Source organism: Microbacterium sp. Leaf159, assembly GCF_001423615.1.
Lineage (GTDB): Bacteria > Actinomycetota > Actinomycetes > Actinomycetales > Microbacteriaceae > Microbacterium.
On record NZ_LMOU01000002.1, the window covers coordinates 518,219 to 531,384 of the forward strand.

A 13,166-nucleotide genomic window follows, 5' to 3' on the forward strand; every position below is an offset into this window, starting at 1 on the left:
GGTCGTCAACCTCACCGTCCCCTGAGTGCGCGCCACGCGCGCCCGATCCGTCGCCGCGCGCCGAGCGCCGTCAGCCGTGCCTGTTCGACTCGACCGATTCCGCCGGCCGGACGCAGCGCACGGCGCACCGCGGTCTCCGGCGGCGCCCCCGGCAGACGCAGCTCCGACAGCCGCTCAGAAGCGAAGTACCTGTCGCGATCGGAGGGACGGATGCTCGTCAGCAGCTCCTCCGCGCGCGCCCGCAGGTGTCCGGCGACGACCGGCTGCATCGCGTAGCCGACCGCGTCGATCAGCAGCTGCATCCGCTCGGGCTCCCGAAATCGCGAGTCCCGCCGGGTGAGCGCATCGACGATCGTCGCGGGAACGCGATTGCTGTTCTCATACGGGGCCAGCCGAGAGACCACGGTGTCGGCACCGACTGCCTCGATCTCCGTGCCGAACACCGCCTGCACCGTGGGCAGAGCAGTCGAGAATCCGGCGACGACGGCGCGCGCGTCGATCCGCTCGGCCAGCATCTCAGCGGCGAGCGCGCCCCGGTATTCGTGGAAGACGGCCCCGCGCACCGCCGCCCGATCGCGCAGCGCGTCGCTCAGCCGAGGTGGCGCGGCAGGATGCGGCTTGAAGACGATGTGCGCGGGCCCGAGCTCCGCGGCCCGGTCGATCATGCGCACCTGCAGCGCCACTTCCTCGCTCTCGCTCACGAGCCCGAGTGCCGACAGGTACTGGCCGAGGACGAGCACGGTCGGCTCTCCCTTGAGCGTGCTGACGAGACCGTTCGTGTCATCCACACCCGTTGCCGTCTCGGCGAGCACCGCGCGGAAGAGCAGAGGAGAGACCGGCACCGGCGTCGCGGTGGGAGAACCGACCAGCGGCGTCACCCCCGGCACGACGTCGGCGTGCACGACGCGGCCGATCCGGGCGGTCACCGTGTGCGGCAGGCGCACCCGCATCGGCGAGTAGGTCATCAGCCCGTCGCCGATGATCGTGAGCCGGGCGTGCGGGAACAGCATCATCAGGGTGCGAGCGGGGGCGACCTGCGGGCTCTGCACCAGCACCTCGAGGTCGTCGCCGTCGAGGCTCCAGGTGCGGCTGAACAACCTGCGTAGCAGCGGCATGTCGGCGGCCGCCGGCTTCCATGAGCTCGGATGCAGCGGACCGAGCAGCGCGCTCAGATCCTCGACCCGGTCGAACCGATCCCGAAGACTCGAGAGCGCGGGGTCGGCGAGGATGCCCACCGACGTCTCCGGAACCCGCGACGACACGAACGGCACGAGGATGCGCTCGCCGTGTTCTCCGAGGAGTCCCTCGTCGAGCGCGGCCGCGGCCGTCGCGAGCCCGTAGGCGCTGTGCAGCGCGAAGAGCTGGGTCATGCGGCACGACCGACCGTGCGCAGCAACGGGGCGAGCACGCGCCGCCGCGGGCCGTCGAGTCGCGCCAGCACCGCTGCAGATTCGGTCTCGGGCAACCGTGCGAGCAGTCCGCGGATGCCCGCGCGCATCTCCGCGCGCAGCGACGGCGTCATCCGCCGCGCCCGCACGAGGTGCCGCGAACTCAGCGCCAGCACGGTCCACACCGCCTTCGGCAGGAAGCGGTCGGCCTCGGCATCCGCTGCCGCGATGTCGAGCACCTCATCCATGGCGCGGACGAAGTCGAGCTGCCGCCGATCGCGCACCTGCGTGAGCGAGGTCGACACCCCTCGGCGATAGAGCAGAGCGGGGGCATCGACCACCGCGAAAGAGCGGGCCCGCAGGTGCAGGCGCCAGATCCATGGGCGGTCCTCGGCGGTGAAGAGTCCGGGGGTGAACGCGGCGAGACCCTCGTCGATCAGCCGGCGGTGCAGGAGGCCCGCCCACGCGAAGGGGTAGTCGACCATGGTCGGCTCGTTCTCGGGCAGGATCGCCTCACGCGGCGAGCCCACTCGCTCGCGCCACGGATACGGGGCCGGCGCGAGCGTGCGCACACCGGCCTTCACGGTCACGTGATCCGTGCGCAGGAAGTCGCAGTCCAGGTCGCGCAGGCGACGCGTCAGCACGTCGAGCCGCTGCGGCTGCATCCAGTCGTCTCCGTCGAGGAAGCAGAAGGCATCGCCCTCGACGTGCGCGAGTCCCTGATTGCGAGCGTTCGCGAGCCCCAGGGGCTGCGGATTCTCGATGACCGTCGAGTGCGGGAAGCGCTCGGCGTAGCGCCGCATCAGCGTGCCGGTGTCGTCTCGGGATCCGTCGTCGATCGCGACGAGCTTGAGCGCCGCCGGATCGTCGAACTGGCGGGTCAGCGTCTCGAGTGTCGTGCCGATGTACGCGCCCGCGTCCTTGGCGGGCAGGATGACGGTGACGAGCGGTGTGCGCACGGAACTCCCCCGGGTCGACGGTCTCGGCATGGTCGCAGGCGATCGTTGCCGATCGGGGACCTGAGGGTGAACGGGCGGTGACGCGGCCCGATGCGTCCGCTGAGCGCGGGCACGGCGGATTCGCGCCTCGGTCGGCGATCGGCGACGATGGGTCAATGCTCTGGCCGTTCGGAACGACATGGCGCCCGGTGCGGCAGAAGCGTCGCGGCACCGTGGACCTGCGCTGGCTGAGCGCGCGCACGTGGACGCGCCGCTGGTACCCGCAGGGCATCGACCTCGGACTGTGGCACGGCCGGCGCACGCTCGCCGTGAGCTGGTTCCGTCAGCAGCTCGACGGGCACCACCTGGCCTCGCGGGTCGCTTTCGTCGACCTCGACCGGTCACGCCACCTCGACGTGCTGCTCGCGATCGAAGAGGACGGCGAGCTGCAGCCCGCGCGGATCCATGCCGGCGGCCTTGCCTGGTTCGACGACCGCCTCTTCGTCGCCGCGACCGGCAAGGGCATCTGGGAGTTCGACCTCGCCCGCATCCGCCGCGTCCGAGGCACCGACGCACGACGCCTCGCGGGTGCCGGTGGTCGGGGCGTGCGCGCCACCGCACTCGTCGCGGTGCGCACCCGCGTGCATCCCGTCGACATCCGCTGCTCGTACCTCGGTCGCGTGTTCGATGACGACGGCACACCGCTCCGCCGCGTCCTGATCGGCGAGTACACGAAGGACGACCAGGGGCGCGTCGCGGAGTTCTCCATCCCGGAGTCCGACGACGAGGGCTTCCACGAGGAGGGCCGCTTCACCCCCGGCATCCGCCACATGCAGGGCGCAGTGCGCTGGGGCGACCGGCACTTCGTCTCGCAATCCGACCGCATGCATCCAGGCATCCTGTGGACCGGCGACCGCGACGCCCTTGTGCGCGACCGGGTGCCTCTCCCGGTCGGATGCGAAGACCTCGCCCTCGATCTTGACGCGAAGCTGCTGTGGTCGCTCGGTGAGCATCCGTGGCGTCGAGTGGTGCGGGGCATCCCGTTCGCCTCGCTCGGCCTCGGCGACGGACAGCGCTCGGACGGCTGACAGCAGACGCCTCAGGTCGCGAACGTAGACTGTCCGGGTGAAGAACCGCGCACCTTTCCTCGTCTACACCGTGCTCCGACTGCTGGCATTCCTCGTGCCGCTCGCGATCCTGTGGTTCTTCTTCCCGATCTTCCGCGAGTTCTGGTGGCTGGCCGCGATCTTCGCCGCCCTCATCGGCGTCAGCATCTCGATGCTCTTCCTGCGCGCACCGCTGACCGACGCATCGGCGCGGCTGGTCGAGCGTCGGGGCGGACGCAGCGAGGCCGAGCAGGCCGACGCGGATGCCGAAGACGAGGCGATCGACGGGTCCGCAGCTGGCGACACCGTCACCCGCCGCGAAGACTGACTCAGCCGGCGAGGGCCCAGAAGAACGCGCCGGCGTAGAGCAGCGCGGTCAGCGAGGTCAGCGCCAGCGCTATGACCAGTTCCTTCGCCTGACGGTATGTCCAGACGATCAGGATCGCCGGGAGCCCCGAGAGCAGCGCCAGCAATCCGATCCAGGCGATCGGGTACAGCAGCGCGATGAACGCCAGGATGCCGAAGGGCGCCAGCACGAACAGCGTGAACAGCACCTGCGTCGCACGCTTGCCGATCAGGACCGTCAGGGTGCGCTTGCCGACCACACGGTCCTGGTCGATGTCGCGCAGGTTGTTGGCGAGCAGCACGGCACAGGCGAACAGACCTGCGGCGATGGCTCCGAGCCAGGCCTGCTGCGGCAACTCGAAGGCCTGCACCCAGGTGGTGCCCAGCGTCGCGACCAGCCCGAAGAAGATGAAGACGAAGACCTCGCCGAGAGCGTTGTAGCCGTAGGGGCGCTTGCCCCCGGTGTAGAACCAGGCGGCGATGATGCAGGCCGCGCCGATCGCCAGCATCCACCACTGCTCCGTGCGGATGACGATCGCGACGCCGACCGCCGCGGCGAGGGCGAAGAACACGAGCGCGATGACGAGCACGGTGCGGGGCTTCACTCGGCCGGACGCCGTGAGACGGGCGGGGCCGACGCGCACGGCATCCGTGCCGCGGATGCCGTCGCTGTAGTCGTTCGCGAAGTTGACACCGATCTGCAGCAGCACCGCGACCGCGAGGCACGCGAGGGCGATGACCCAGTGGAACTCCGGACCCGTGCTGCGCGCGGCACCGGTGCCGATGACGACCGGCGCGATCGCGAGCGGAAGCGTGCGCACTCGGGCGGCGCCGATCCAGTCGCCGACCGTGACGGGTCCCGCCTCGATGACGGGTCGCTGGGCCGGGTTGCCACTCGCCCGCTTCGCGGGGTTGCCGCTCACACGGGTCTGATTCTTCTTGCGCTTCGAGGATGCTGCCACGCAGGGAATCCTACTGGGGCGCCCGATGGACGCCTGTGCGATCCGCCCGATGAACGCCTGTGCGGTCGCGGCTGTCAGTCGCGGCGGAAGGTCAGATGCGTGACGCCGGACTCGGCGACCTCCGACGCGACGTCGTAGCCGTTCTCGATGCCCCGGAGGCCGTCCCAGATGCGCTCGCCACTGCCCAGCACGAGCGGTGCGACGGCGAGGTGCACCCGGTCGACCAGCCCCGCACGCAGGAACTGCCTCACGACGTCGATGCCTCCGCCGATGCGCACGTCGTCGCTGCCGGCCGCCTCGATCGCGCGCGGCAGGATCTCTTCCGGCGCCGCATCGACGAAGTGGAAGACCGTGCCGTTCGCGAACTCGATCGAGTCGCGGCGAGTGTGCGTGAGAACGAAGACCGGCACATGGAAGGGCGGCTCGTCACCCCACCAGCCACGCCACTCCGGGTCATCCGGATTCTGGTGCAGCCCGAACATGCCCGCTCCCATGATCTCAGCGCCGATGCCTTCGAAGTACGCGTGGGCGTACTTCTCGTCGACCCCCGTCGTGCCGGCACCCGAGTCGTCGCCCAGCACACGGGTGCGGAATGTGCGCGTGGCGGCATACGCCGCGACCAGACGCGGCCAGTCGTCCCCGAACGGCTTCTCGGGTGTCTGATCGGTGGTGGTCGCGAATCCGTCGAGGGAGACGTTGAGGTCGACGCGGACTGCCATGATGCTCTCTCTTCTACAGCTGCCGGGTGATGCGATCAGGTGTTCGGGTCAGGCGTTCGGGTTGCTGTCTTTGCCGTCGAGCCAGAGGGTGTCGGACGCATCGCCGTGCGCGCCGCCCTTGCCGACGTGCTTGTCGCTGATCTTCGGTCCTTTGAGGATCACGTGCACCATCGCCTGCGCGTGGCCGTGTCCGAGGCTGTACTCCTCCTTGAGCCAGTTGAGCACCACCGTCGACTTCGTGGTCTCGTCGAACCCCTGCTCCTTGGCGAGCTCGATGAACTGCCGAGGGGTGAGGCCGGTCTGGGTCTCGACCTTGTCGAGGTATGCCTGGAAGGACATGGATGCTCCTGGGAGTGTGCGTTGGCGGTGGGACCCTCTGCGACGAGAGATCTGTCACAGTATGGCCCGCGCGACGCCGTTCATCCAGAGTGCGATCAGGACTCGACGGACGGCTCCGGTGCGACGGCGATGATCGGCCGGTGCTCGTAGTAGGTCTGCAGCACGACCGTGGTGCGGGTGCTCACGTTCGCGGCCAGGCGGATGTCGCGGACGAGCTCTTCGAGCGCACGGGGCGAGGCGACCCGCACGAACAGCATGTAGCTCGCGTCGCCGGCGATCGAGTGGCACGCCTCGATCGCGTCGAGGTGCTCGAGAAGCTCAGGGGCGTTGTCGGGTTGGGCGGGGTCGAGAGGGGTGATCTCGATGAACGCCGAGAGAGGGGTGCCGACGAGCTCGGGGTCGAGGATCGCCCGGTATCCGGTGATGACCCCGCGGGTCTCGAGGCGACGGAGTCGCGACTGCACAGCCGATACCGACAGGCCCACGGCGTCCGACAGCTGAGACAGAGTCGCCCGGCCGTCTCGAGAGATCGCGGCCAAGATCGCGCGGTCGACAGAATCATCCATGGATGTAAGATTATCGTCAGGATTCCGTATATGCCGGAATCTTTCCGTCAAACTCTCCGATCGGAGGTCCCGATGTCCATCATTTCCGCCCACAGCACCGCTGTTCAGGCCATCGTCGGCGAACCCGAGGTCGTCGAGGACGCATCGATCGCCGAGCAGAGCGCCGCCTGGGCGCAGCTCAAGGACGCCGCCATCGCGATCCGCGAGATGCAGATCAAGGACGGCTCCATCCCGGATGCCGCGCACCACGCCGCCGCCCGTGAGCTCGTCGCCGCGATCACCGCCGGCATTCGCGCTCTCGCCCCCGCCTTCCCGCACGACGCCGAGTACCTCGCCGCCTCAGTGGTCGACTTCGACCGCTGGGTCTCAGAGGGCTTCGGCGTGCCGGACTTCCTCGATTCGCTCATGGCCTTCCAGCCGCAGCAGCACCGTGTCGACGGCATCCGTCATCTGGTCGTCTTCCCGATGTACACGCAGAACGGCTCGAGCGACCGACTCGTCGAGGCGCTCATCGTCGAGACGATCTGGCCGGAGTTCATCGCCGCCCTCGAGGCCGGCGACTACGGCAACAAGCTGTTCGTCTCGCTGCGCCTGGTCGACTTCACGCCCGGCTACGACACCAACTCGGCCGTGCTGTTCCCCGAGACCGTCGCGATGCGCGAGATCCCGTCGTTCACGTGGGGCGCGATCTTCCAGGACCGCGAGGCCGCCCGCTACCGCCGGGTCACCCGTGCCGCCGCCGCGATCACCAACCTCGACCTGCCGGAGCGCGCGAGCGCGATGCTCGACGACCAGCAGGTGGCCGAGAAGACCTTCGTCATGTGGGACATCATCCACGATCGCACCCACATGCGCGGCGACCTGCCCTTCGACCCGTTCATGATCAAGCAGCGGATGCCGTTCTTCCTCTACTCGCTCGAGGAGATGCGCTGCGACATGACGGCGTTCCGCGAGTCGGTGAACATCGAGCGCGCCCTCGCGGCCCGTATCGCCGCGGGTGAGGAGCTCACCGAGACCGAGCAGGAGATGCATGACTATGCGCACCTCGTGCAGTACGCGGTGATCTTCGACCGGATCTTCCGTTTCTCGATCACCGGCACCCGCACGCGCAACTACGACGCCGTCGGCGGACAGCTGCTGTTCGCCTGGCTGCACCAGCGTGGAGTGCTGCACTGGACCGACACCGCTCTCGCATTCGACTGGGACAACGTGCCGGATGCCGTCGTGGCCCTGGGCGATGCGATCGACGACCTGTACTGGCACTCGATCGACCGCCCCAAGGTCGCTCACTGGCTCGCCGCGTTCGAGCTCGTGCGCGGAACGCTGACACCGCACCCGGCATCGCAGTGGGCCCGGGGCCTGCCCGACGAGATCCTCGCCGGCGCGCCGAAGGGGTACACGGATGCCGTGATGGACGACGAGTTCCCGCTGTCGATGTTCTTCGAGACCCTCGACAAGAAGATGAAGACGGTCATCGAGTCGACCGTCGGCATCCGGGGCACCGACGACTGACTCGAATCGCGCATTTCTGGGGTCCGGTCGTGTGGTGCGACCGGACGCAGCGTCTGCGGCCATTCCTGCCCGGGGTGGCCGCAGAACTGTTTCTTCACGAGAGTTGAGCACATGACCGTCACGGATCGCACGATCGTCCTCGCCGGAGCCACCAGCGACTCCGGCCTCGCCCTCGCACGCGCCCTCATCGAGGCGGGCGCTCGGCTGGTGGCGACCGGCCGGTCCGCCGAACGGCTGGAACCGCTGCGAGCGATCGGCGCCGAGGTCGAGGTGGCGGATGCCACCTCCCTCGACTCGATGACGGATCTGGCCGCGCGGCTGGGCGCCGTCGACGCCGTGATTCCCCTGGTCGGCGGATGGCGCGGCGGCGGAGGGCTCGCTGGGCAGACCGATGCCGACTTCGCCGCCCTCCTTCCCGCCCTCGAAGCGGTCAGAGCGACCAGCCGGGCGTTCGACAGCGCGCTGCGCGCCTCGGATGCCGGCCGATTCACGATCGTGTCGTCGACCGCGGTCGGTCGCCCTCTCGCGGGTGGCGCGAACTATGCGGCGGTGAAAGCGGCGAGCGAGGCGTGGACCCGCGCGGTCGCGCAGGGCTTCGCGAAGGCCGCACGGGACGCCGGGGAGCCGCTGCGCGCGGCATCCGTCGTCTTCCGTGCGAAGGCTCTCGATCCGGCCTCCCTCGTGCCGCGGGTCCTGGCACTGTGGGACGACGACGCTGCCGCCCTCAACGACCAGATCATCACGCTCGACTGAACCCCTCGGGCACGACCGACAGCACCGGTCAGCGTCAACGCCCGGTCAGCGTCAACGCCCGGTCAGCGTCAACGCTCGGTCAGCGTCGCGCCTCCGGGATCTCGGGCGGCAGACCGCGCACCGGCGGCGGCGACTCCACGAGCCGCCCGTCGTCGTCGTGCGCATCGGCATCGGAGTCCGCGTCGGCGCCCGCCTCCGCATCCTCGTCCGGTTCCGTGGGATCCGTCTCGCCTGCATCCTCACCGTTCGGATCCTGCTCCGGCGCATTCGCGTAGAGCTGTGTGAGCTTGCGGTAGGACTTGGTGAAGAACGCCAGTGTTCCCGCGATCACCATGATGATTCCGGCGAACAGGCAGATCAGGGCGATGCCCCTGGCCTCTCCCTCGCCGAGCAGCCACTCCCACTGCCGCTGACCGGCGTCGGTCCTCATGTACGGGATGATCAGGAACTCGGCGATCGGCGCGATCAGGAACGCCGTGATCGGTGCGGCCGCGGCCTCCATCGCGGCGGCCACTCCGAACACCCGGCCCTGTCGGTCGTAGCGGACGACCTTCTGGATGATCGTCTGCTCGGCTGCCTCGACAGGGGGAACGAGCGCCATGTAGATCCACATGCCGATCACATACAGCGGCCACCACTCGCGCAGCATGAACACCGACCCGAGAAGCCCCATCGCGATCACGACGAGCAGCAGCGTGCGCATGGGTTTGGCGCCGAGGCCGAACTTCGCGACCAGGCCGCCGCCGATCAGGAAGCCCGTCGAGGCGAAGGCGAGCGCGAAGCCCCACATCTGGGCATCGAACAGGGTGAGGCCGTAGGGATCCATCAGCGCCATGTAGACGCCGCCGATGAGGTTGTTGAAGGTCGAGAAGATGATGAGCGCGAAGAGCCCCGGCGCGAGCCGGATGGCCTTCACGCTGCCGCGGAAGTCGAGCGCGCTCGTGGCATCGGGGTCGGGCTTCGGGGCACCCTCGGGGATGCGGATGAAGAGCAGGTGCACGAATGTGAGCACCATGGCGCCGATGGCGATCGCGAGCGTCCACCCCATGCCGAGGAACCCGATCGACAGGCCGGAGAACACGCTCGTCACGAGGAACGCGAGGCCCTGCACGGTGCCGACGAGGCCGTTGGCGTTGGCACGGCGGTCTTCGGGCACGAGAAGGGTGACGGTGGTCGAGAGCGCGATGTTGCGCAGCTGCTCGATGACGCCGCCGAACAGGATGACGGCCGAGAACACCCAGAACCACGGGCCGCCGAGGTCGAGCAGCGCCGCCTCGGGCTGCCAGACGTAGAGCACTCCGGCGACCAGGAACGCGGCGGCCGAGATGACGCTCGAGAGCAGCATCACCGTGTGCTTGCGGTTGCGGTCGACGATCGTGCCGAAGATCATCGCGAAGAAGGCGATGAACAGCATGTACGCGCCGCCGATGACACCGGTCGCGAGCACCGATTGCGTCTCGATGTAGACCCAGAACGTGAGGGCGAACCACAGGAAGCTCGTCGTCACGTTCGCGATGAGCGTGTTGACGAGGACGTTCGCGAAGGCGGTCTTCGCTGCGGTGCGCTCCATGAGTTCGAGGGTAGGCGGAGCATCCGACATTCGGTAGGGCAGTCCCGATCCGCGGACTCGGCCCCGAACTGCGGACGACACGGGCGGAGCAGTCCGCAGATCGGACGCGCTCCGCAGATCGGGACCGCATTGCCCCCGTAGGCTTGTCCGGTGACTATTCAGCATGACCCCGCGGTCCGGGGCTTCGCCAGCGATAACTATTCCGGCGTCCACCCCGAGGTCCTCGCGGCCATCGCGGCGGCGAACGGCGGCCATCAGGTCGCATACGGCGAGGATGCCTACACCGAGCGCCTGCAGGAGGTCTTCCGCGCGCACTTCGGCGACGGCGTCCAGGCGTTCCCGGTGTTCAACGGCACCGGTGCCAACGTCACCGGCCTGCAGTCGATGCTGCCCCGGTGGGGCGCCGTGGTCGCGGCATCCTCCGCGCACATCAACGTCGACGAGGGCGGTGCCCCCGAGAAGATCGGCGGCTTCAAGATCCTCGCCGTGCCGACCGACGACGGCAAACTCACCCCCGAGCTCGTCGACCGCGAGGCCTGGGGCTGGGGCGACGAGCACCGCGCGCAGCCGCTCGTGGTCTCGATCACGCAGTCGACCGAGCTCGGCACCCTGTACTCGGTCGACGAGATCCGTGCACTGGCCGACCACGCGCACGAGCGCGGCATGACCCTGCACCTCGACGGAGCGCGGATCTCGAACGCGGCAGCCGCCCTCGACGTGCCGCTGCGCGCGTTCACCCGCGACGCCGGCGTCGACGTGCTGAGCTTCGGAGGCACCAAGAACGGCGCCATGCTCGGCGAGGCCATCGTGGTGCTGAACCCCGAGGCATCGAACGGCCTGCAGTACTCGCGCAAGTTCAACATGCAGCTGTCGTCGAAGATGCGCTTCGTGTCGGCACAGCTGATCGCGCTGCTCGAGGGCGACCTGTGGCTGCGCAACGCCCGGCACGCGAACGCGATGGCCCAGCGTCTGCGCGGCACCATCGAGACCGGCATCGCCGACGGCGCGATCAACGGCGTCTCGTTCACGCAGCCGACCCAGGCGAACGGCGTCTTCGCGCAGCTGCCCGCGGGAGTCGCCGACCAGCTGCGCGAGTCGTTCCGTTTCTACGACTGGGATGCCGCTCGCAACGAGGTCCGCTGGATGTGCGGGTTCGACACCGAGGAGTCCGACGTCGACGAGTTCGTCGCCGAGCTCGCGCGTCTCACCTCGCGCTGAGAATCCGGTCGCGGCGCCCGCGACACACGAAGAGACCCACCGTCAGCAGTCGTGACGGTGGGTCTCTCGCGTATGCGGTGGGCCGGCGGCTAACGCAGCAGCCCGAGGTTGGCCAGCGCCAGACGGATGAGCGTGCCGCGCCCGCCCTCCATCTCGGCGGCCACCGCGTCAGACCCTGCGGCCTCCGCCGAGAACCAGGTGACCTCGAGCGCGTCCTGACGCGGCTCGCACGTGCCCGTCACCGGCACCACGAACGCGAGTGAGACGGCGTGCTGCCGGTCGTCGTGGTAGGCGCTGACGCCGGGGATCGGGAAGTACTCGGCGACTGTGAACGGCAGCGGCTGCGGCGGCAGCAGCGGGAACGCCATGGGTCCCAGGTCGTTCTCGACGTGGCGGAACAGCGCGTCACGGATCGTCTCGCCGAAGCGCACGCGCCCCGACACGATCGTGCGAGTCATCTCGCCCATCGGGGTGGAGCGCAGCAGGATGCCGATCTCGGTCACCTGCCCCGATCCGTCGGTGCGCACCGGGATCGCCTCGACGTAGAGCATCGGCAGGTGACGACGCGCTTCTTCGAGCTCGAACTCGCTCAGCCAGCCCGGGTTCGTGTCTCGAGCAGGGGGCTGAGCGGCGCCGAAGCCCTCGATCCCGTCGTCGGGCTCGGGGTCGGGATCAGGTGTGCGGACGGCCATGTGTCCTTTCTACCAGCCGCACCTTCGACCCGACACTGACTTGACATCCCTCACCGGCATACGATTCTCCGGCCGACCGGGCGCGTGTCCGCCCCCGCTGGCAGGATGGTGCAGGTGAGCGAAGAACTGACGATCGACGGCACCCTCACCCGCTGGTCCACCGCGGATCGGGCAGGGATGCCGCTGCTGGTGCTGCTGCACGGCTATGGAGCCGACGAGCACGACCTCTTCGGGCTGACGCCGTATCTGCCGGACGGCGTCGCCGTGGCATCCGTCGCCGCCCCTCTCTCACCCCCGTGGCCGATGCCCGGCCGATCCTGGTACGCGATCGAGGGACTCGACGGACGCAGCTCGGACTCGGTGACCGCTGCCGCCGAGGCGTTCCTGCACTGGCTCGACGAGGCCGCGCACGCTGCACCGGCCGTGGCTCTCCTCGGCTTCTCGCAGGGCGCTGCCGTCGCCCTCCAGGCCATGCGCCTCGCCCCCGAACGGGTCGACACCGTCGTGGCACTCAGCGGATACGTCGCCTCAGGAGAGCTGCCGAACGACGAGTCCCTGACCGAGCGGAAACCCCATGTGTTCTGGGGTCGGGGCACGAACGACCAGGTGATCCCCGAGGCCCGAGTCGTGCACACCGCACAGTGGCTGCCCACGCACTCCGAGCTGTCGGGGCGCGTCTACACCGGCCTCACGCACAGCATCTCCGAAGACGAGCTCGGCGACGTGCACGCCTTCCTCACGAAGTGGCTGAGCCGCAAAGCAAAGAACTGAGCCGCAAAGCAAAGAGCTGAGCCGCGAAGCGAAGAGCTGAGCCGCAAAGCAAAGAGCTGAGCCGCGAAGCGAAGACCTGAGCTGCACCTCGGAGCGATCAGAACCACGACACGCCCCGGGGTTGCGAAACCCCGACACGCCCGGGTATCGTCGTGGAGTCCTGTCCGCCGTGTCTGGAAGTCCTTTGATCTGATCCGTCGCCTCCGCGCTCATTATTCCGCGCGCTGACCCGACGATCGCCGACTCCACGGCAGACCATCGCCCCCGTCCTTCGCGACGGCATCCCC

14 protein-coding genes are annotated in these 13,166 nt (G+C 69.0%); 6 read left to right on the forward strand and 8 right to left on the reverse strand.

What is annotated here, in order from left to right; translation table 11 throughout:
• Positions 1 to 11: 11 nt before the first annotated feature.
• On the reverse strand, positions 12 to 1,370 hold the full coding sequence (locus ASF80_RS16140; protein WP_056312970.1) for a polysialyltransferase family glycosyltransferase: 1,359 nt from the start codon (positions 1,368 to 1,370) through the stop codon (positions 12 to 14).
• On the reverse strand, positions 1,367 to 2,347 hold the full coding sequence (locus tag ASF80_RS16145) for a glycosyltransferase family 2 protein (protein WP_200934821.1): 981 nt from the start codon (positions 2,345 to 2,347) through the stop codon (positions 1,367 to 1,369). Before ASF80_RS16145 ends, ASF80_RS16140 begins: the two co-directional genes overlap by 4 nt.
• 155 nt (positions 2,348 to 2,502) lie before the next feature.
• On the opposite strand from ASF80_RS16145, the gene ASF80_RS16150 reads away from it, so the two are divergent.
• A complete protein-coding gene (locus ASF80_RS16150; RefSeq protein WP_056312974.1) occupies positions 2,503 to 3,414 on the forward strand; it encodes a hypothetical protein in 912 nt (303 codons plus the stop codon).
• A 37-nt stretch (positions 3,415 to 3,451) separates the two neighbouring features.
• On the forward strand, positions 3,452 to 3,760 hold the full coding sequence (locus tag ASF80_RS16155) for a DUF4229 domain-containing protein (RefSeq protein ID WP_056312976.1): 309 nt from the start codon (positions 3,452 to 3,454) through the stop codon (positions 3,758 to 3,760).
• 1 nt (position 3,761) lies between these two features.
• Here the strand turns inward: ASF80_RS16155 and ASF80_RS16160 are convergent, their stop codons facing one another.
• The 4 genes from ASF80_RS16160 to ASF80_RS16175 all read right to left on the reverse strand — a co-directional run bounded on the left by ASF80_RS16160 (position 3,762) and on the right by ASF80_RS16175 (position 6,363).
• A complete protein-coding gene (locus ASF80_RS16160; RefSeq protein WP_056312978.1) occupies positions 3,762 to 4,739 on the reverse strand; it encodes a 1,4-dihydroxy-2-naphthoate polyprenyltransferase in 978 nt (325 codons plus the stop codon).
• A gap of 74 nt (positions 4,740 to 4,813) precedes the next feature.
• On the reverse strand, positions 4,814 to 5,461 hold the full coding sequence (locus tag ASF80_RS16165; RefSeq protein ID WP_200934832.1) for a dihydrofolate reductase family protein: 648 nt from the start codon (positions 5,459 to 5,461) through the stop codon (positions 4,814 to 4,816).
• 45 nt (positions 5,462 to 5,506) lie between these two features.
• Positions 5,507 to 5,797, reverse strand: a complete 291-nt coding sequence (locus tag ASF80_RS16170; protein WP_056312982.1) for a DUF4287 domain-containing protein — start codon at positions 5,795 to 5,797, stop codon at positions 5,507 to 5,509.
• A 95-nt stretch (positions 5,798 to 5,892) separates the two neighbouring features.
• On the reverse strand, positions 5,893 to 6,363 hold the full coding sequence (locus ASF80_RS16175; protein ID WP_056312984.1) for an Lrp/AsnC family transcriptional regulator: 471 nt from the start codon (positions 6,361 to 6,363) through the stop codon (positions 5,893 to 5,895).
• A gap of 72 nt (positions 6,364 to 6,435) precedes the next feature.
• Between ASF80_RS16175 and ASF80_RS16180 the strand changes: the two genes are divergently transcribed.
• Together ASF80_RS16180 and ASF80_RS16185 are read left to right on the forward strand one after the other, a co-directional pair.
• Positions 6,436 to 7,875, forward strand: coding sequence for a DUF6421 family protein (locus ASF80_RS16180; RefSeq protein WP_056312986.1), 1,440 nt, complete (start codon positions 6,436 to 6,438; stop codon positions 7,873 to 7,875).
• Between the two features lie 111 nt (positions 7,876 to 7,986).
• A complete protein-coding gene (locus ASF80_RS16185; RefSeq protein ID WP_056312989.1) occupies positions 7,987 to 8,628 on the forward strand; it encodes an SDR family NAD(P)-dependent oxidoreductase in 642 nt (213 codons plus the stop codon).
• Between the two features lie 79 nt (positions 8,629 to 8,707).
• Here the strand turns inward: ASF80_RS16185 and ASF80_RS16190 are convergent, their stop codons facing one another.
• Entirely contained in the window at positions 8,708 to 10,198 is a 1,491-nt protein-coding gene (locus tag ASF80_RS16190) for an MFS transporter (protein ID WP_056312991.1), read from the reverse strand.
• A 150-nt stretch (positions 10,199 to 10,348) separates the two neighbouring features.
• On the opposite strand from ASF80_RS16190, the gene ASF80_RS16195 reads away from it, so the two are divergent.
• Positions 10,349 to 11,416: a threonine aldolase family protein gene (locus ASF80_RS16195; protein ID WP_056312993.1), complete on the forward strand. Its 1,068-nt coding sequence runs from the start codon at positions 10,349 to 10,351 to the stop codon at positions 11,414 to 11,416.
• An 89-nt stretch (positions 11,417 to 11,505) separates the two neighbouring features.
• Here the strand turns inward: ASF80_RS16195 and ASF80_RS16200 are convergent, their stop codons facing one another.
• A complete protein-coding gene (locus ASF80_RS16200; protein ID WP_056312995.1) occupies positions 11,506 to 12,108 on the reverse strand; it encodes a DUF4916 domain-containing protein in 603 nt (200 codons plus the stop codon).
• Between the two features lie 105 nt (positions 12,109 to 12,213).
• Here ASF80_RS16200 and ASF80_RS16205 point away from each other — a divergent pair, with 105 nt between their 5' ends.
• Positions 12,214 to 12,879 carry an alpha/beta hydrolase gene (locus ASF80_RS16205; RefSeq protein ID WP_056312997.1) on the forward strand — a complete coding sequence of 222 codons (666 nt, stop codon included), beginning with the start codon at positions 12,214 to 12,216 and terminating at the stop codon, positions 12,877 to 12,879.
• Positions 12,880 to 13,166: the final 287 nt, after the last annotated feature.